15 protein-coding genes are annotated in these 18,669 nt (G+C 57.2%); 1 reads left to right on the top strand and 14 read right to left on the bottom strand.

Features of this window, described 5'->3' with window-relative positions; genetic code table 11:
• The first annotated feature begins 492 nt into the window (after positions 1 to 492).
• A complete protein-coding gene (locus I6F28_RS37470) occupies positions 493 to 1,407 on the top strand; it encodes a class I SAM-dependent methyltransferase (protein WP_346656736.1) in 915 nt (304 codons plus the stop codon).
• A 178-nt stretch (positions 1,408 to 1,585) separates the two neighbouring features.
• Here I6F28_RS37470 and I6F28_RS11620 read toward each other — a convergent pair whose 3' ends face one another.
• The 14 genes from I6F28_RS11620 to I6F28_RS11555 all read right to left on the bottom strand — a co-directional run bounded on the left by I6F28_RS11620 (position 1,586) and on the right by I6F28_RS11555 (position 18,665).
• Positions 1,586 to 2,869, bottom strand: coding sequence for a glycosyltransferase (locus tag I6F28_RS11620; RefSeq protein WP_225114276.1), 1,284 nt, complete (start codon positions 2,867 to 2,869; stop codon positions 1,586 to 1,588).
• Between the two features lie 48 nt (positions 2,870 to 2,917).
• On the bottom strand, positions 2,918 to 4,075 hold the full coding sequence (locus tag I6F28_RS11615) for a glycosyltransferase family 2 protein (protein ID WP_225139934.1): 1,158 nt from the start codon (positions 4,073 to 4,075) through the stop codon (positions 2,918 to 2,920).
• 115 nt (positions 4,076 to 4,190) lie between these two features.
• On the bottom strand, positions 4,191 to 5,339 hold the full coding sequence (locus I6F28_RS11610) for a DegT/DnrJ/EryC1/StrS family aminotransferase (RefSeq protein ID WP_225139933.1): 1,149 nt from the start codon (positions 5,337 to 5,339) through the stop codon (positions 4,191 to 4,193).
• A 504-nt stretch (positions 5,340 to 5,843) separates the two neighbouring features.
• Complete coding sequence (locus I6F28_RS11605) at positions 5,844 to 6,359, bottom strand: UDP-N-acetylglucosamine--LPS N-acetylglucosamine transferase (protein ID WP_225139932.1); 516 nt, start codon at positions 6,357 to 6,359, stop codon at positions 5,844 to 5,846.
• Between the two features lie 168 nt (positions 6,360 to 6,527).
• Entirely contained in the window at positions 6,528 to 7,385 is an 858-nt protein-coding gene (locus I6F28_RS11600) for a glycosyltransferase (protein WP_225139931.1), read from the bottom strand.
• Positions 7,386 to 7,687: 302 nt separating this feature from the next.
• The gene (locus tag I6F28_RS11595) at positions 7,688 to 8,680 is read right to left on the bottom strand and encodes an NAD-dependent epimerase/dehydratase family protein (protein WP_036029234.1); all 993 of its coding nucleotides are present in this window, start codon (positions 8,678 to 8,680) and stop codon (positions 7,688 to 7,690) included.
• A gap of 5 nt (positions 8,681 to 8,685) precedes the next feature.
• Positions 8,686 to 9,861, bottom strand: a complete 1,176-nt coding sequence (locus tag I6F28_RS11590) for a DegT/DnrJ/EryC1/StrS family aminotransferase (protein WP_225139930.1) — start codon at positions 9,859 to 9,861, stop codon at positions 8,686 to 8,688.
• A gap of 91 nt (positions 9,862 to 9,952) precedes the next feature.
• Positions 9,953 to 10,480 carry an acyltransferase gene (locus I6F28_RS11585; RefSeq protein WP_036029176.1) on the bottom strand — a complete coding sequence of 176 codons (528 nt, stop codon included), beginning with the start codon at positions 10,478 to 10,480 and terminating at the stop codon, positions 9,953 to 9,955.
• A 14-nt stretch (positions 10,481 to 10,494) separates the two neighbouring features.
• Positions 10,495 to 11,967: a lipopolysaccharide biosynthesis protein gene (locus I6F28_RS11580; protein WP_225139929.1), complete on the bottom strand. Its 1,473-nt coding sequence runs from the start codon at positions 11,965 to 11,967 to the stop codon at positions 10,495 to 10,497.
• 48 nt (positions 11,968 to 12,015) lie between these two features.
• Entirely contained in the window at positions 12,016 to 13,080 is a 1,065-nt protein-coding gene (locus tag I6F28_RS11575; protein ID WP_036029172.1) for a Gfo/Idh/MocA family protein, read from the bottom strand.
• Positions 13,081 to 13,361: 281 nt separating this feature from the next.
• Positions 13,362 to 13,874: a glycosyltransferase gene (locus I6F28_RS11570; protein ID WP_225139928.1), complete on the bottom strand. Its 513-nt coding sequence runs from the start codon at positions 13,872 to 13,874 to the stop codon at positions 13,362 to 13,364.
• Between the two features lie 849 nt (positions 13,875 to 14,723).
• Positions 14,724 to 16,151, bottom strand: a complete 1,428-nt coding sequence (locus I6F28_RS11565; protein ID WP_225139927.1) for an HlyD family type I secretion periplasmic adaptor subunit — start codon at positions 16,149 to 16,151, stop codon at positions 14,724 to 14,726.
• Positions 16,148 to 18,367, bottom strand: coding sequence for a peptidase domain-containing ABC transporter (locus I6F28_RS11560; RefSeq protein ID WP_225139926.1), 2,220 nt, complete (start codon positions 18,365 to 18,367; stop codon positions 16,148 to 16,150). The genes I6F28_RS11565 and I6F28_RS11560 overlap by 4 nt, the downstream gene beginning before the upstream one ends.
• Positions 18,345 to 18,665 (bottom strand): hypothetical protein, encoded by a 321-nt coding sequence (locus I6F28_RS11555; RefSeq protein ID WP_057029412.1) that lies wholly within the window; start codon positions 18,663 to 18,665, stop codon positions 18,345 to 18,347. The genes I6F28_RS11560 and I6F28_RS11555 overlap by 23 nt, the downstream gene beginning before the upstream one ends.
• Positions 18,666 to 18,669 lie beyond the last annotated feature (4 nt).

Below are 18,669 nucleotides of genomic sequence, written 5' to 3'. Positions count from 1 at the left end.
TATTTAAATAGTGGGGAGGCGTTTTGGTTATATTATAGCATCGAGCTTCGACTGAAATACCGGCCTCGCGCCCCGACCATGCTCAACGTTTACGGGGTGCGCCCGGCAAAGCCCACGCCGGCGCAGCCTAATCCCGGGCGACGCGGGCTTCGGTTGAACTTTAAGAGGAAGCTCTCGGAATTAAACATACGATCTTTGCCTATTTAATTTGGACAGCCGGCAGTTTGTTTATTATATTCATTGCAGATACAACAAGCTTCGACCCCCGGGCGCCAACGGAGTTCCGCTTGATTGCCCGCGGGCCGCAACCCGGCGAGAACGACAGGCGGGGCATGCAAAGTGACGGCCCGATCAAGAAGGTTGGACAGAGCGATCAGGCCGAAGGCGTCGGCAAGCTCGTCAGTTTCGCATCATAGTGAGGACACTGCACCTCTACGGCCTCACCGATCGCTGAGCCGGCAGTCGATCCGCCGTTGTGGCTAGGTACTCGATATGATTTGTAAAACTTGCTTGTCAGACAGCGAACATCGCCACCACGTCTTTATTGAGATGATGTTTGGCACAAAAGAGCGGTTTGAGTACCAGGAATGTAGTGATTGTGGGACGATCCAGCGCTTATCGGACGTAGCCGATGAGAGCCGCCTTTACCCCGATGGGTATTACTCATTCTCCAGACCGTCGCGAAATTCGCGTGTTACTGCCGTCAGGGACGCGCACGCACTTGGCACCAAAAGCATATTGGGAGCCGTGGCGTCCTTTGTGAGGTACGACCCCATCGTAGCGGTCATCGGATGCTTTGGAATTAATCCCTGTTCTCGGGTGCTTGACGTAGGCTGCGGGTCCGGGAAACTTCTTTACAGAATGTCTGCGGCAGGGTTCAAGAATCTTACAGGAGTCGATCCCTACATTGTCGAACCAACAGCAGGTGCCGTGACGATTCGAAAATCGGATCTTCAGAGTATGTCCGGCGAGTTCGACTTCATCATGTTCAATCATTCGTTAGAACACATGCCTGAGCCGGACCAAAGTCTTAGCAATGCAAGAAGGCTACTTGCGCCCGGTGGCCGCATTCTGGTTCGCATCCCAACTTCATCCTCGCATGCGTGGAGAGAGTACGGCCCGAACTGGGTGCAACTGGATGCGCCGCGCCACGTTGTGATACCCTCTCGCAAGGGAATGAGTGCATTGGCGGAGCGCTGTGGTTTGCGTGTTAGGCAATCAATCGACGACTCGACTGCATTTCAGTTCTGGGGAAGCGAAATGTACAGGAGCTCCAAGCCGCTCGCATCATCCAGACCAGACGATTTGTTCAGCCGGCGGGAAATGAGAGAGTTTGCCAAGAGGGCGGCAACGCTGAATATTGAACAGCAGGGCGACCAGGTAGCTTTCCTGCTGAACGCTGCCTAGGGCTGGATCACCGTAAGTCCAAGCCGAGGCTCACGCTTGAAGTGCAAGGGCATGAGAGCGATTGACTAAGAGATCGGCCAAGCCTGCGACATGCGGCGCGGACTGCAGGGGTCCTCCCGGTCCCGCACCTGGGCAGTGGCGCTCTGGACGGATGAGAATTCGTAGCTAATTGAAAGCTTCACCGGAAGGTTGCCCTGCGGGGGGTGTGAGACCTCGGCGAGGACATTTTGGCCTTCCTTGAATCGATATATGCAACCACCTTGCTCATTGAAGCAGAAAGAGCGCTGTTTGAATATCTTTCTAGAACCATGCTTTCAGCGCTTGCCACAAGAGCGTCATAGACCGTTTCGTTGCTTAAGGCCCTATACGCCTCGCAAAAGCTACGATCATCATTGAACTCCAAAAAATGAACGCCAGAGACGACATCCAGCCCTTCTACACCTTTCCTTGTAGAGATAATGGGCCTCTCCAAGAGTGCCGCCTCCAAAACCTTTAACCGCGTCCCGCTACCCTCGAGCAATGGCACAACAACCGCTCTACAGTCCTTGTAGTACTCGACGACATCAGGGACATCGGGATGCAACTCGACTCCCTTTGAGCGAGCGCAAGCTTCGATCACCTCTGGCAATGGGTCACGTCCAACAACCAAAAGAACGGCATCGGGGTACACATTCCTGTAGAGCGGATACACGTTCTCCAAAAACCAGAGCAAGCCGCTGACATTAGGCTGATAGTGAAGCGCACCAATAAACAGCAAAATGTGTCGGCCGGCGAACCCGCTCCCCATGGGGAGTTTTCCTGGACCTCTCATCCCCAACGTGTTTGGCACAACGAAGATACTTTCAGAGGCCTTTTCACCCCACAGATCCAATTTATCCTTCTCGGAACATACCAAGCAGGCGCCAAAGGCGGTCACACAACGAGTTTGATAGTAGGTCAGGAGCACCTTGTTGATGGCACGGAACAGTTTCCTCAAGGCATTATTCGTCGGGGTAAACAGCGTATCATAGAGTGAAAGAGTCAGGACGTCATCAATATCAACGATGACCTTCATTTTCGCCGTCTGTGACAATCCAAAAAGCCCGGCGGTATTCCGGAGGTATCGCACCAGCACAAAATCGTAGCCGCCAAACTCTATTAGCGCGACCAACTTCTCCATCGAGGCTTTGCTATACTCTCTAACGGGATACGGAAAGCCACGGACCGACATTCCGAACCGTCCCCGCAAGGTTCTAGGGTACTCCAGCTTCTGTAAACAATACTTCCCGGAGAATACGTCCTCCTTTTCGAGATGTCCCCCCGCTCCTGCCATCTGTCGCAGGCCGGAGGGCAAATCCGAGAGATACGCAATATCGACGGGCCCAAGGCCGGCAAAGTATCGTGCGAGATTCATGGTTCTGATGTCAGCGCCAAACTTCTCAGGCAGAGGAAACCTGTCGCTGATCACTAGGGTCTTCTTCATCGAACTTACAGCAAAAGAGTCGGTTAAACTCGGAAACTGATCCTTCAATCAGCCTCGCACCAAATGCTCTCGAGCGGTTCGCAGCAAGTCGCGAACCTGCCGGCCTGGACCACCGAATGAAAGAACAATCAATTTCAAGAACACCGGCAGCATGAAAGGCTTCAGCTTCAATCCCTTCAAATAGTATGATCTCGCTGATACAGAATCGCCCTCTGAATAATAGATCTCAGCCAGCGCCACCATAATGCGTGAACGGATCCACGCCTTCTCCTGCTCAGTATAAGGGCTGCGATCGAGTGTCGCTTCCACCTGCTGAAGATCTATAGTGGACCAGGATGTCTGCCCCATCCACGAATAGGGTTTTGAGGCACAATGTTTGGCATAGAAGTTGGCGAGCGCACCCAAGCAAGCCTTATATACTGTCAGGGCGCCTTTCTCCTTGGCAGCCTGCGATATCATCGTGATGACGGCCAACTCGGAGTGCCAGCAGATATCGATCTTCTCTTGAGTGATGGCGTTTGTCATACTGAGTTCATGTTCACGGTAACACACCATCGGCTCTGCAAAGTATGCGACGTGATAGTTCAAGGAGAACAATAGCCACATGTACCAATCGCCGCCCCATATGAAATCGACCGGAATTCCGGCCCATACCACGTCGACCGGATAGAGGCTCAGTTTCTCGTAACAGTCACGTCGAACAAGCACCGACGCAGCCAGAATCGCATTTCCTTTTACTTTCAATGAGTGCTTGATGATCTCCTCTCCCCTGACGATCGTATCGACGTCTCCATAGGTCGAGTAATCTATCACTGCACCTTCTTTTCCACGTCTCAGGCTAACCCCGGGGCAGAACGCGAGGCCGACCTCCGGATGATTTTCCAGGGTTTCGACGTATCTTTGCAGTATGTACGGTCGGCGCAAGCGATCATCAGCCGATATAAGCCAAACGTACTTCCCTCGACTTAAGAGTATTCCCTTGTTGTAATTCCGGAGCGCTCCCAGGTTCTGCTCGTTCCTGACATAGGTAACGCGACTGTCTGTGAATGTTCTGGCAACTTCTTCCGTGTTGTCCGGAGAGCAATCATCCATGATGAGGATTTCGAAATCCTCAAAGGTCTGCGAGAGGATGCTGTCGACACATTCTGGCAAGAAAGCAGCCAGTCGGTAGCAAGGGACGACAAAGCTAACAAGCGGCTTTTGCATTTGGAATAACTCGCCTATTGTGGATCCGCACTTTGATGAGCCTAAGCCGTAACTTGCTCGATGACGCGCCATGAAGAACGCACAGAGCGTCTTGGGCCTTGAGGAACGCGGCCTATTACAATGCAGAGGCTTGGAGCTCCCTTCGCAACGCGCAGGCGACCCGCTCCTGGTCTTCCTCGTTCATCTGCGCGTAAATTGGCAACAGAATCGAATTGTCCTGCGCGAACTCGGAGTGCCGCAGATCGTGGCGGTGCTTGTCCTTGGCGTAGGGCGCTTCCCGGTGCGAGCACATAATGCCGCGTCGAGTCGCGATGCCCTGATCGAGCAGGCTTTGCATGATCTTGAGCTGGTCGACGCGGTCCGGCAGCCCAACGCAATAGCTCTGCCAGTTGGACCGCGCCCATTCGGGCTCGATCGGCAGTCTCAGGCCTCCGAAATTGCCGAGCATTTCTCGATAGCGGGCCGCGATCGCGCGGCGTCGAGACACCAGTGCAGGCAGCCGCTCGAGCTGCTCGCGTCCGACCGCGGCCTGTATATCGGTCATGCGGTAGTTGTAGCCGACTACTAGATAGTCCTCGAAGATCACCTGCTGTGAGCCGTGCCGCACGATGTCCGGAACGCTCATGCCATGCTGGCGCAACAGCCTGAACTTATGGTCGAGCTTCGCATCGGAGGTGGTGAGCATCCCACCCTCGCCGGTCGTGATGACCTTGCGGGGGTGAAAGGAGAAGCAGGCGATCCGCCCATGCGGCTTGCCGACGCGCTCCCAGCTGCCATCCACTCGGATCTGGCTGCCGGCTGCGCAGGCCGCATCCTCGATCAAGATGATGCCCTGGCGATCGGCCAGCGTGGCGAGGGCTGTCAGATCGCAGGGCATACCCATCTGGTGGACGGCGATCACCGCGCGTGTGCGCCGAGTGATCGCTTCGGCAACCCGGTTAGGGTCGATATTGTATGTACCGGGATCGATGTCGACAAAGACCGGAGTCGCGCCGCAATATCGGATGCAATTGGCCGTGGCGATAAATGAGTGGCTGGCCGTGATGACCTCGTCGCCAGGCCCAATCTCCAGGGCGACGAGCGCCAAATGCAGGGCGGTTGTGCAGTTGGAAACGGCGCAGGCATAAGGCGCACCGACCAGGGCCGCAAAATCGCGCTCGAAGGCTGCCACCTGGGGGCCCTGCGAGACCCAGCCGGAGAGTACAGCTGCGCGAGCTGCGTCGGCCTCCTCCTCAGCAACCAACGGTAATGCGATCGGAATCACGGGATTATCGCCCTCCTGCTGGCGAGCCGCCCAGACCAACCCCTGCCCGGACTTGGCGCTACATCGATCTCAGAACTGGCCCGACGATCTTGAGCTTTCAAACCTGACAAGGGCATCAAGGACTATTCCTATTCCTGGAGCGCGATGCGGCGTCGCGATTTATTTGTCATAGATTATTATATTAAGTCAATTAACCCAACGATAATAAATCAATCTAATGTAGATGTCGCCACTATCGGGGGCAGCTTCAGGCGCCAACCTGCCTTCCTGCAGCCGATGCGCACGACACTACGGTCGCGTAGCCGAACGTCACGCGACACCACCGCGTCAGCGCAGATGGTCGCCCGGGGGCAACTGCGATCCAGTCCCCCTCGAGGAGGCATGACTATCATCCACTTTCAAGCTTGAGGTAATCATGCAAGCAATGCCTTCACGAGAAATCACGATGCGCGAAGACATGGAGCTGCTGGTCCAGCTGTGACGGCATTCCGACCGCCAGGAAACTCATAGCACCGCGCCTGTGTAATGAGGTCCCTCAGGTCGCGCCAGATGGGGCCACTGCGTCAGCCAGAGGTCGGCGCAATGACCAATACGGTCTCCCGACATCGAAAGCTGCTCGATGTTGGCGATGCTGTCGAGCCAGATAGTGCGCGCACCCATCATTTGTCCAAACCGTAGTGCCAAATATCCCGGAGCGGCACCCGTCGAAACGACGATGTCCGGCCTTTCATTCCAAACGATCCAGGCCATTCTGCGCGCCGCCTTCAACAGCGCGATTTTGGTCAACCGGTTAGCATCATTGACAAGGTAGAATTTGTGGTCGGGCACCTGGGCTTGATAGGAGTCGTGGACGGTGACGAACGTGACTTCGCAATGCTCGAAGGCGGGTTTGATCCGCAACAGCTGCACCCAATGGCCCCCACCCGAAGAGACCGCCAGCAGTTTCGGCCGAGTGCCGGGTGACCGCGGCGTGTTGTTCTTGAGCAACGTCTTGCGGTGAAAAACCGGGCTGAGAAGCATGGGCTGGCCTCCCTAGAACGCTGCAAGCTCGCAAGCTCCCATGAACGGATCGGGTCCTCGGCGCCTGCATTTAATATTTTAATTTAAATTAACATGCCGCCATTTAAAATCAAGCGATTTATATGCGCGGCACGTCCGATTTCCTGTCAGGCCAGCCGAATTAGAATCTTACTTGATTGAATCTGATAGTACCTCACGGGAAGTGTCGTCGCGTTGCCAACGATGAGCTCCAAGTCGGGAACCCAGGGTAGCCTTACAGCGAGCGGCAATGTTGACCCCACAATAAATCAATAGTCCGGCCCATAAGCGAGGTTCCTTGAACAGCGCAATGAGCGCCCGGCCATTCGCCGGTCCTTTGTTGACACGCAGTTCAGGAAAGCGCCGGGCGAGCTCGAATGTTCCCCTGTAGGCACGAGTTCTGACGGCGATAAGCTGCAGCAGAGTGCGTGGGGCGAATACCATGGACCTAACGCGGGGCAGTGTCTCCCGCTCTTCTGGTCTGAACTGAAGTCGAACAAAGGTGTCATCAGCGGTGATGTCTGGAAATTGGCCGAACCGCTTGCGTCCCGCCTCAGATAAGGCATACACGCCAGAACCGCCGATACCCTCACGCGAGGATGGCAGCCGTGACCGGATTCCGAAGTATTTACGGACGAGCCAGGAACAGCCTGCCAGATTGATGTCGGCTGTAGGCGCGACCGCCAAAACGCCACCTTCATCGAGGCGGCTTGCCAAAGCCAGAATGGCATCAACGGTAATCAGAATATCGGCATCAACATAAATCCGCGGAAAAACGTCCGCGATTTGATCGCCAAGGTTCAGAGCGTGGGTCTTCCTTGCGATGTTCGATTCCACAACATTGACGGCTGGGCCGAAACGCCGGGCGACGTTCGCAGTGTCGTCTGAGCACCCGTTGCAGACGACGACCACACGGATCTGGTCCGAAGCTGGGTTGCCAACCCATTGCCTCAACGTCCGTGCGATCACAGAACTCTCATTGTGGGCTGGGACGACGATCGAAATCATGAATGGTCCGGTCGAGATCGATCAAATTTGCGTATCTGAGGCTGCCACAGGTTCGATCAGCCTCATGGGGTGGTTCAGCCTCACAGCCGATGGCTTTCCGCGGGCGCCGCACAGGCATCGACCGAGCCGACTACAGGGGCGAACCCGTGCTCACCCCCGTCTGCGGACTCTACCGAACCTAGCCGGATGGCAGGGCCGCGCGTTCCGCCTCGGCCTCGAACGCTCCGACGCCCAAGCAGAGAGAACGGCCAGGCGCGCCGCTTCGGTCTCTTGATCTGCAAGTAGCGACATTGCGATCGGAATCACGATGCCGCCGCCTGCCGCTGATGTTCCGAAGCGAGCTCGCGCTCGGATCGCCACCATTTCACGAGATCTGCGAGCCCTTGCTCCAGCGAAACCGTGGTGCGGAAGCCCAGCAAACGCTCTGCCTTACCCGTCGAGGCCAGCCGTCGCGGTACTGGATTGACCGAGCGCTCCGGCGCGAATTCAGGCGTGAGGCCGCGGTGTCCCATCACCGACGCAAGTACCGTAGCCAGCTCGGTCAGGCTTGTTTCAGTGCCGCTCCCGACGTTAAAGACCTCATCGGTAATCTTTGCCCTGGCGGCAAGGATGTTGGCACGCGCGACGTCGCGGACGTGGACGAAATCCATGGTCTGACGGCCGTCGCCAAAGATAACGGGAGGCAATCCGGCTTCCAGCCGCTCCATCCAGCGGATCAAGACCTCGGTGTACCGTCCGTGGATGTCCATCCGGCTGCCATAGACGTTGAAATACCGGAATGCCACATAGTCGAGGCCGCATGCATCGTTGAAAGCCCGCAGTAGCCCTTCGTTAAACGCCTTGGCGGCCCCATATAGGGTTCGGTTATTGTAGGCATTCTGCCGCTCTGTCGTCGGAAACTCCTCGGCCATGCCATATACCGATGCCGAAGAGGCCGCGATGATCTTCTCAATGTCGTGCTTGATGCACAGCTCCAGCAGGTCGTAGGTGGCATCCACCATGACCTCCTTAGCCAGGCGCGGTTCGGCCGCACAATGAGTGATGCGGAGCGCGGCCTGGTGAAAGACGATGTCGGCAGCCTTGACCAACGCTTCCATCAGCTTGCGATCGCGAATGTCGCCGTGAACCAGCCTTACGGGCCCACGCCCGAGCGCCCGCCGGAGATTTTCCGGCCGGCCTCTGATCATGTTGTCGAGGGCAACAATCTCGATGCAGCCCTCGTCGCAGAGCAGATCAACGATGTGGGAGCCGATAAATCCTGCCCCGCCGGTGACCAGAACGCGTTTACCCTTGATATCGATCAAGACGCTCTCCTGTTGTGGGACCATGTCATGAAGCTTTGTGGATGCTCCGACCGGGTGCTGATGTCTGCGCTAGGCCGCAGCGCCGCACTCCTCAATATTCCGACAACCTCGGCCGTCCGTTCCGGCGGCAACTCGGGATAGATGGGAAGAGAGAGGAAGTCGTTCGCGAGCATCTCAGTGACGGGGAGATCACCGGCCCGATAGCCGAGTTCTGCATATGCCCTCTGCAGATGCACTGGGACCGGATAGTGAATCCCGGCGCCAATCCCGGCATCACGCAATCGGTTCAGCGCGTCGTCGCGGCGCTCCGATCTGACCGCATAGACGTGATACACGTGGCGGACGTACTGGGGCGGCTGGGGACGCGCGAATGGAAGACCAGAAAGCAGCGCATTGTATCGCTCAGCCAGCGACCGACGTGCGTCCGTCCAATGCTCAATATAGTCCAGCTTGACATTCAGTACCGCGCTCTGGATTTCGTCCATGCGATAGTTGTATCCGGCAATGACGTGGTCGTACTTCGCCTCCTGCCCCCAATCCCGCAACAGGGACACGCGGCGTGCGAATTCAGGCCGGTCGGTGACGACCGCCCCACCCTCGCCAAACGCTCCGAGGTTCTTGCCCGGATAAAAGCTGAAACATCCCAGATCGCCGATCGAGCCTGCGCGACGTCCGCGATATTCCGCGCCGTGCGCCTGCGCGGCGTCCTCAATGACGACCAGCCCGTGACGACGCGCTATGGCCATTATCGGATCCATGTCGGCCATCAGCCCGTGGAGGTGAACTGGCAGAATCGCCTTGGTTCGCGGTGTGATCGCAGCTTCGATCAAGCTGGGATCCATCGTCCATGTTACCGGGTCAACGTCGACAAATACCGGCCTGGCGCCGCTGTAGAGAATAGCTGCGGTTGTTGCGACGAACGTCATGGAGACCGTGATGACTTCGTCACCGGATCCGACGCCGGCCGCCAGCAAGGCAAGGTGAAGCGCCGAGGTGCCACTGTTCACCGCGCGACAAGCGGTGGTCCTGCAATAGTTTGCAAAGCGTTCCTCGAAGGCTGTGACCTCGGGTCCGAGCACAAAGTGCCCGCTACTGACGACCCTCGCCACTGCGGCGTCGATTTCCGGCTTGATCTGGCTGTATTGCGCTTTCAGGTCCAGGAAGGGTATCAAGATTCAAAGCCTTGATTTGATCGACATTATATCGGCTATTTAAATCCCACTATTAAATTTAATCAAGCGTTAAATTCAAGCAGAATATATATTACCGGTGATAGTCTTTCTGAAGCGGCTCTGCTGAGCTACGACCGCTTGGCACCCCGTCGTCAGCGGCGGCCAGAATCCGAGCAGGCACGCCGGCCACGACTGCGCCGGGGGGAATGTCCTTTGTCACCACCGCTCCCGCACCTACGGAGGCCCCCTCTCCGATCGTCACGCCGCATAGAATGGTCGCATTCGAGCCGATGGAGGCTCTCCTACCGACGTGAGTGCGCTGAAGTGTCCAGTCCGAAGCCAGCTGAGGACGACCATTTGCGGTTGTCGCCTTCGGATATTTGTCGTTCGTGAACATCACACCGTGGCCGATGAAAACTTCGTCTTCGATCGTGACGCCCTCGCAGACGAAGGTATGCGACGAAATCTTACAACGCGCACCTATCTTTGCCCCCGCCTGAATCTCGACGAAGGCTCCAATCTTGCTCTCATCGCCAACGGTGCAACCATACAGGTTGACCAGCTCGGGATGAAATATCCTGACGTCACGGCCTAGCTTCACATCCTTCGTTATAGGCATGGTTGTCCTCCAGATTATGCCGGACGTGATCGACGCAGCCTCGGCGCACTCCGGAAGAGCCCGTCTGCAACGTGGCGAAGCTGATGCAGCAGCGGATGGCCGGTCATTGTCAATCCGCACCACCAGCCGAGGCCGGCAATGGGGAACGACAGTATCAGGCCGGTCAGGGAAGTAAGCATGCCCGCTTCGATCAATGCGGCGCAAGCCAGTACACCGGGGGCCATAGCGAACGTCACCAGGCCGCTCTTCAGAGAGGCGCGGAAAAACTCCCCTGAACTGAAGGCCAGATGACGTTTGAGGAAATATATCACCACGGCGGTCTGGAACGGCAGTGTTGCGAGAGCCGCGCTTGCGACAGCCTCTACGCCGAAAAACGATGCGCCCAGAACGACCAGAAGCGAAGGTGGTAGCGAGATGAGCGAAGACACCAAGGCGTCGCGTACGCTTCCAACAGCGAGGAACACGGGATAGGTAAGGCAAGCCGCGAATAGCGCAAGATTTGCAATGCAGAGAATGCGGACCAAGGGAACTATTTCCAGCCACGTCTGCCCGAGCCAAATCAGAACGATCGGCTGAGCCATGAGCGCGACAAAAATCAAGAACGGCCACTGCACAGCCGAAAGGAGTTCAACTGCCTCGAGATAGACGGCCTTCAGATCCGCCCCTGCCCTGCGTTGTGCGACAATCGCCGGCATAATGACAGGATTTAGAGCCTGCGCGACGAGCCGGTCGAACATTTGTGTCAGATTGGTAGCCCGGGTGTACAGACCGACAGATCCAAAATCCAGGATCTTGGCGAGCAGCAGCTGCGGCGCCAGATTGTAGACGAGATTGATGACGCTGACCGCGCTGGAGTAAAGACCGAAGTTGACTACCTCGCGATGCCCGAGCAGCGATGGACGCAAGACGCCCCAGTCCCGATGATTGGCAAGCAGCATCACGGTGAATACAATGCTCCCCGCCAATCCGCCCCAGATTGGCGCCATGTAGCTGAATCCCGCCATCGCAAGCACGATCGATGCGACGGCCGTCGCCGCTCCGGTTGCCAGGTTGCACACGGCCAGCGTGCCGAATTTCATGTCGCGGCGGAGCAGAGCGGATGTTGTCCCGTGAAACGGGACTAGAACAAAATTCAGCGCCGCCACCTGGATGCCCCTTCTGAGACTGTCCTGGGCAAAGAGCTCCGAGAGCGGGCCCGCAAGCACGAACAGCAGAAGCGCAATTGCTACCGATATTCCGAGCGTGATGGTGAACGCGGAGCGAACGTCCGCCGTGGATAATTCACGCTTCTGAATCAGATAGTTTCCGCCCCCGAACTCAAAAAAGGATGCGCCAATCACCGTCGTGATGGCAGTGACGACTGCATAGACCCCGAATTCTGCCGGCGAAAGCAGACGAGCGAGGATAGCGGTGGCAACGAAGACCAGGATAAGGCTTCCATAGCGGTCGGCCGCTGAAAACAGGATGGAACGTTCTACCGAATTCATCGCGAGACCGTCGCGCTGTTCGCGGATACCGTGTCGCCCGCCAATGCTTCAAACCGTGGCCGTCGCACGTTCCGGACTCCTGTACTCCTGCCGTTTCAGTAGGACCGGCTTGCCGTGTTCGGCGATCGACCGAGATGCAGCCTCCAGGACCTCGATCACCCGCAGTCCGGACATGCCACTCGAGATCGGTGGCGTCCCATTGCGCACACAAGCGATGAAATGCTCGACCTCGACCTGCAGCGCTTCCTTAGGAGCGACGTGGGGCGCCCACATATCTCCAGCCCGATAACCGATCCGGAATTGATGGGCGTGATCGGAGGGGCCGTCCACGGTGATACCCTTGTCATACACCTTGATCTTTTCCGTCGGTTCAAGATCGTCATAGACGATCATCTTCTTGCTGCCTCCAATGAACGTCTGCCGGACCTTGATTGGCGAGAGCCAGTTGACGCTGATATGGGCAACGCATGTGCTATCGAAGAACAATGTGATATGGGCCATGCTTTCCGGCGAGCCGGCCACATGGCACGATCCCGTCGCCGAAACTGCAACAGGCCTCTCATCCAAGATATGGTGGATAATCGAAATGTCGTGCACCGCTAAGTCCCAGATCACGTTGACGTCGCTCTGGAACAGGCCAAGGCTGGCCCGCGTGCTGTCGTAGTAATAGACTTCACCGAGCTCCTTCTTAAGCAAGAGCTCGCGGATTTTCCGCACGGCCGGCGTATAGACGAAAGTGTGATCCACGCTCAGTATTAGACCGCGCCGAGCTGCCTCATCGATCAGGCGTCGGGCCAGATCTGAACTTTGTGCCAGCGGCTTTTCAACCAGAACGTGCTTTCCCGCCTTGAGCGCGGATAGCGCCAATTCATAATGTGTATGAACCGGCGTAGCGATGGCCACGGCATCGATGGCCGGGTTCTTGAACAATTCGTCGTAACAGGACGTCGTTATCGCTCCCGGATAAAGACGCTTGCTGGTCGCGAGCTTCTCCGGATCAAGGTCGCTTATACCAACTAGACGTACCGAAGGATGAGCAGCGAAATTGCGGACCAGGTTCGGTCCCCAATAGCCGTATCCGACAACCCCAATGCCAACTGTATCGTTCGACATAACTGCACCAGTGATCAAAACTCGCGTGAGGTTTTCAACTTGCTAGGTTAGTTCGACAGTCCTGGCGATGGCCACACCGCTGACCTCCGCGGCCAAGTGAACACGGACAGACGCGCAGTGTGTCTAGGACATTCCAGCTCACGGTTGCCATGGCGACGTCGAGCAGGGCGGTGCGCTTTTGGCAATCTTCGTTGCTGGCTTAGGCGGAGGTCTCCGTCATCGTTACGGCACGACTGGACAGGAGAAGAGGCTCGGCCGTATTGTATTTTCATATCCACCGCCTAAGCTGAAGCGCTGTTAGGTCCGGAACGAACATGTCCCGTTTCGATGAAACTCCGAATTGCCGTGATCAGCTGCGGCGATGCTTCACCACCGAGGCGTTCGCATCGATTGACGATGTCCAACTGATCCAATTTGTCCGTTAATTCCCGTTCTTCGAAAGCGACCTCAATACGGCCTTGCGCGGCGAACTGTTTTGCCGTTGCGATCTGATGATCGTTTCGGTGTTCACCCAGGCTCGCACGGCGTGGCATGACGATAATTCGTTTTCCGAGCTCGAGGGCGGTGATAATGGAGCCCATGCCTGCATGAGCGATCACCACGCTTGCCGCCTCGACGCAACTTTTGAATCGACTTGGGTCAATGAACCGCTCGGTACGGATGTGCTTGAATGGATAGTTTGATGGCCCGATCTGAGCGAAAACATCGCTCCTTGCGCGTGCACCGGCCCATTCGTCGACCGTTCGGATCAGACGGTCGAATTGCACTTGCGTTCCGACTGTTACGAAAATCATAACGCGAGTCCTTCATAGATGCGTTTGACATGCGAACAAGGTGACGTACCGCCACCACACGCGACTTGGCTCCTGACAAATGCGGTCCGGCCATTCGCGGTGGAACTACATACGAGGCGACGCCCACTGCGCATGCGAAGATGTCGAACGCCGGCCAGCCCACAACCGCGCTCGCGAGATCGACGGTGTCGGCCATACCTTGAGTATCGAAGGACCATCGCAAACATCCACGCACGCACCGCAACCCTCTGCAGAAAAATGTATTATTCAATCGAAACAGCATTTAATTATTATTCTATAATACCGTCCGGGCGGTTATTTTCAAGAAGATAAATAAATTAAAATTTTAGATCCGTCCCTATTTTCTCGCGGTTTTTGTTCGCGACTTTGAAGCTTTCGGCCCCGCGGTTGACGATATGGAATGAAACAGCGTGCGGCGCTCTTGCCCTCCACCGCCGCGACTTCCTCCGTCAGTTCGATGCAAGTGCCGACACGCGCACCCGACAGCGCGCGCAGCACTCTTCGACAATCGCCTGTAATGCCACCCCGAAGGCATACTTCGGCCCTGAAGTGCAGTCAGCTGAGGGACGTTGGACGAAGTATCTGCTAAGGCCTAGTGCTCTCAGGCGGCAGGTGGACAGACAAGCAACACATTGAGCGTTTGGAGATCACGCCTCCTGCGAGCGATTTTACTGGTCGGGAAACATCCATCCAGACGATGGGTGTGCGCCCGGCGGCCATGTTCGGGCTGCAGCACCAAGCCTCAAAGGGCGTAGTTCGACTCTCGCGAGCGCGCGCCCTCTCCGGATGAGGACTGATCTACCTGAACCGGCATCTACGCTGATTTACCTAGTACTCCCGGATGCTTTCATCCAGTCCGCGTAGCAATGGATAGAGGAAGTAGGAGATCACGGTGCGCTTGCCGACTTTCAGTTCGGCCGTCACCGCCATACCCGGAATCAGTTGAATGCGTTCAGCCGGCAGCCGAAGGTGCGTGTCCGACAAATCGACCAGTACGCGGTAATAGGGAGCTGGCGCGCGGCGCGCACCTTCGGCCTTCGTATCCGGGGAAAACGTATCCTGACTGATGACGCGGACTTCTCCCGTTGCAGTTCCATACTTCTGGAAGGGAAACGCTTCGAACTTGATCCGAACCGACTGTCCGAGCGCCACCTGACCGATATCCCGCCCCTCGACGTTGACCTCCGCCTGAAGCGGCACGTCGCGCGGAACCAGAACAAACAACGTTTCGGCCTCGCGAACCACCGAGCCGACTGTCCGGTTCGCGATATCCAGCACCACGGCATCTGCCGGCGCCTGCAGGATGATCAACTGTCGACGAAGCTCGGCCTTCTTCAATTCCTCTGCCGCGCTATTGCGCTTCGGCAGCGTCTCCACCAGTTCCTGATAGGTGGTGCGACGAAACTCCTCGGCGAACACTTTCTGATCAGCGCGGGCCTTTTCGAGCCGATGGGTACTATCGGCGATACTGCCGCGAACACGCGCCAGATTGCTTTCGACCTCGAGCCGAGCATCGCGAGACAGCAGGAAGTTCAGCCTCGAACCGACCTCTTTATCCATCAGCGTGGTCCGCATCGCTTCAATCGAACGCATTGTGTCGAGCCGCTGAAGGAGAACCGCCTCTTCATTCTGTGCTGTCTTGAGATTGGCTTGCGCGGAAGCGATCTGTGCGTCGTAGTTCTGAATCTGCGCCTCGTAGGCGGCTCTCCTCTGCAAGAACAACTTGCCTTGCAGGATCTGATCCGCGTTCGTCAGCTCTTTGACGGCATACTCGATTCCGTTCAATTCAGCGCTCAGACGATCGATCGACGCATCGAATCCAGCCACTCTGCCGCGCAGTTGGTCGAAATCCGCCTGCGAAAACGTCGGATCGAGCGTCGCCAGAACGTCGCCGCGGTTGACGCGATCACCGGCCTTGACGTGGATCTCGCGTATGACCGACGTTTCCAACGGCTGCACGACCAGGTTGGGACGCGTCGTGGTAAGTTTTCCCTGCGCCGTGACGATCATCTCCACCTGCGAAACGGAAGCCCAGATGACCACGAAAGCAATTAGTGCAAGTACGCCGTAAAGGATGAAGCGCGCGAGCCGCGGTGGCGCTTGCTGCTCGAGTTCGGTCGCATCGGACTGGAACTCGGCGATGACTGGCGCTCGCCTCGGTACTGGCCTGAATAGCTTGCGGCGGCGCTCGACCGATCTGGCCGGAGCGAGACCGTTCGGATTCACATCCGCGCGTGATGGACCAGTCTCCCTCATGCAATCTGCTTCATCTGTTGATTCCACAAATGCCTGTAGATAGTGCATTTCGACAGGAGGTGGTCGTGGCGATCCATATCGACGATTCGGCCGCGGTCCATCACCAGGATCTGGCTTGCTTCGGTCAGCATCGACAACCGATGCGAGACGACGATAACGGTACGTCCTGCCGCCAAACGGCGGAGATTGCGCCTGATGATCATTTCGCTTTCGGCATCGAGGGCACTCGTCGCTTCATCGAAAATCAAGATCCTTGGATTGACGATCAGAGCTCTCGCAATCGCGAGCCGCTGCTTCTGCCCGCCGGACAGGTTCGATGCATCCTCCTCAAGCATGGTGTCGAAGCCACGCGGCAACCGTTCGATGAACTCGTCGGCGCCTGCGAGCTGAGCTGCAGCGACGACCTCGGCAAAGGTGGCATCACGTTTCACGCAGGCGATATTGTCGCGAATCGTCCCGCGAAACAGGAAATTGTCTTGCAGGACGATCCCAAGGTTTCGGCGCAGATGCGCGAGGTCGAGCTCCCTCGAGTCATATCCGTCGATGCGCAGCAGCCCCTGCTGCACCGGATACATGCCCGAAATCAGCCTGGTGAGAGTCGTCTTGCCTGAGCCGCTCCGTCCCACGATCCCGAAGATCGATCCTGGCTCAACGGTGAAGGAGACATGATCAAGCGCCGGGGATCCCTCGGATCCGTAGCGAAAAGAGACACTTTCGAACTCGATTTTGCCGGCAAGGTCGGGCCGCAGCCCATCTTTCCGACCGTCGCGCTCAGGCTTCTGATTCATCACCTCGCCGAGCATTTTCACGGCAAGAGCCACTTCCTGGTATTCATGCACCATGGTCACGAGCTGGACCAGCGGTCCGGAGACCCTGCCGGCCAGCATATTGAAGGCGACCAACGCGCCGATTGTCATTTCGCCGGCGAAGACATCGAGTGCCCCGACGGAGATGATTCCGAGCGTCATGATCTTCTCGAGAAATCCGGTGAGCGCCTGGGCGCCTGCGGAGATCTTCTCGACACCGAATCGCATGGTCACGGACTGCGCGCAGCGGCTATCCCAAACCCTGCTCTGCGCTGGCTCCATCCCCAGCGACTTCACGGTGCGCATGCCGTGAACTGTTTCGACGAGGAGAGCCTGCCGCGCACCTTCCGCTTGATATAGATCGTACAGTCGTCGTCGAAATGGACCCATGAGCAGGCCGACGACGGCGCCGCTCGCGGCGGTGAAGGCCAGGACCATCAAAGTCAATTTGACGCTATAAAGCGCAAGGACCGGCAGGAAGACGAACAGCGAAAGCGCATCGAGGGTCGTCAGAAACAAGCGCCCGGTCAGAAACTCACGGATCCTCGCCGCCTGCTGCATGTGCTTGACCAGGACTCCGGCGGCCATGTGCTCGAAAAACGTAACCGGTAGCCCGAGGAGATGACCGAACGTCTTCGTAGCGACGCGAATGTCGACCCTGTTGGTCGCATATAGCAACAAGTAGCGCCGCAGAAAGCCGAATATCGCGTCAAAGACGAGCGCTACGGCCGCTCCTACCGCGAGTACGTACAGAGTGGTGAAGCTTTCGTGAACCAAAACCTTGTCGATGACGAGCTGGAAAAATATCGGGATGACGAGGCCCAACGCATAGAGCAGGATGGCGGCAATGGCGACGTCCCTGAACAGCCGCCATTGAAGAAGCAGTTCCGGCACAAACCACCGGAGGCCGAAACTCCCTCGGCCATCCTGTGTCAACTGCTCGCGCTTGATCAGGATCGTGTCACCGGCCCACTGCGCACAGAATCGATCGCGCTCGACAACCAAGACCTCGTGCTTGCGGTCGGCGAGCGGGTCGAAGATGCTGACGACCTCGGTGCCATCAGTTCGCCGTCCCGCACCAAGAACGGCGATCCAGTTGCCATTGGCGAGCCTCGCCAGCGCCGGATAGGCCTCTCCAAGATGAATCAGCGCGCCCCAATCCAGCTTCGTGCTCCTCGCGCGCAGGCCTGCATCCTTCGCCATGCGCAGCAGGAGATTCAACGAGAGCGGGCCGGCTACCGCATACGCATGCTTCAAGCGTTCGACCGGCAGATCTATGCCATGGTGACTGGAAACCTTGGACAGGCATTCCAATGCCGTCTGGGTCGACAATCCGGGCGCGGGCGCGTCCGCAACCCGGTCCTTCGCGCCGCCAGCGGCATCGATGTCAGCGGAAGTTCGAAGAGACATTCAGAGACCGTGTGTTGTGCGCCAGCGCATCACGTACTCCCGACGCACCGTTGTGCGATTGAGCTGGCTGGTTCCGCCGGACGACGCCCGCATCGACCAGGCCCTGGAGCGCCTTCTGCATTACGTCGACCGAGTTAGCGAAAGATTCGACCGAAAAGATCAGCCGCTGAGAAAATACGCGCTTCGGAGCGTTGTTGGCGTCACGCTCTGTCGGTGAAAGACTGACCAGATCGACGCGGACGATGGTTCCACTGACGGTAATTTCTTCGATTCCATCGGTATAAAGTTCGGCGTGCATCTTA

The organism is Bradyrhizobium sp. NBAIM14 (assembly GCF_020193895.1).
GTDB lineage: Bacteria > Pseudomonadota > Alphaproteobacteria > Rhizobiales > Xanthobacteraceae > Bradyrhizobium > Bradyrhizobium yuanmingense.
Note: the sequence above shows the minus strand (reverse complement) of the source record. Positions and strands in the feature narration are given on the sequence as shown.

Bases quoted from the DNA above. Each gene is read 5' to 3' on its own strand.
- I6F28_RS11580 (WP_225139929.1), bottom strand. From the start codon at position 11,967: ATGAATTCGGTAGAACGTTCCATCCTGTTTTCAGCGGCCGACCGCTAT.
- I6F28_RS11605 (WP_225139932.1), bottom strand. From the start codon at position 6,359: ATGCTTCTCAGCCCGGTTTTTCACCGCAAGACGTTGCTCAAGAACAAC.
- I6F28_RS11565 (WP_225139927.1), bottom strand. From the start codon at position 16,151: ATGAGGGAGACTGGTCCATCACGCGCGGATGTGAATCCGAACGGTCTC.
- I6F28_RS11560 (WP_225139926.1), bottom strand. From the start codon at position 18,367: ATGTCTCTTCGAACTTCCGCTGACATCGATGCCGCTGGCGGCGCGAAG.
- I6F28_RS11585 (WP_036029176.1), bottom strand. From the start codon at position 10,480: ATGCCTATAACGAAGGATGTGAAGCTAGGCCGTGACGTCAGGATATTT.
- I6F28_RS11620 (WP_225114276.1), bottom strand. From the start codon at position 2,869: ATGAAGAAGACCCTAGTGATCAGCGACAGGTTTCCTCTGCCTGAGAAG.
- I6F28_RS11570 (WP_225139928.1), bottom strand. From the start codon at position 13,874: ATGATTTTCGTAACAGTCGGAACGCAAGTGCAATTCGACCGTCTGATC.
- I6F28_RS11575 (WP_036029172.1), bottom strand. From the start codon at position 13,080: ATGTCGAACGATACAGTTGGCATTGGGGTTGTCGGATACGGCTATTGG.
- I6F28_RS11555 (WP_057029412.1), bottom strand. From the start codon at position 18,665: ATGCACGCCGAACTTTATACCGATGGAATCGAAGAAATTACCGTCAGT.
- I6F28_RS37470 (WP_346656736.1), top strand. From the start codon at position 493: ATGATTTGTAAAACTTGCTTGTCAGACAGCGAACATCGCCACCACGTC.
- I6F28_RS11600 (WP_225139931.1), bottom strand. From the start codon at position 7,385: ATGATTTCGATCGTCGTCCCAGCCCACAATGAGAGTTCTGTGATCGCA.
- I6F28_RS11615 (WP_225139934.1), bottom strand. From the start codon at position 4,075: ATGCAAAAGCCGCTTGTTAGCTTTGTCGTCCCTTGCTACCGACTGGCT.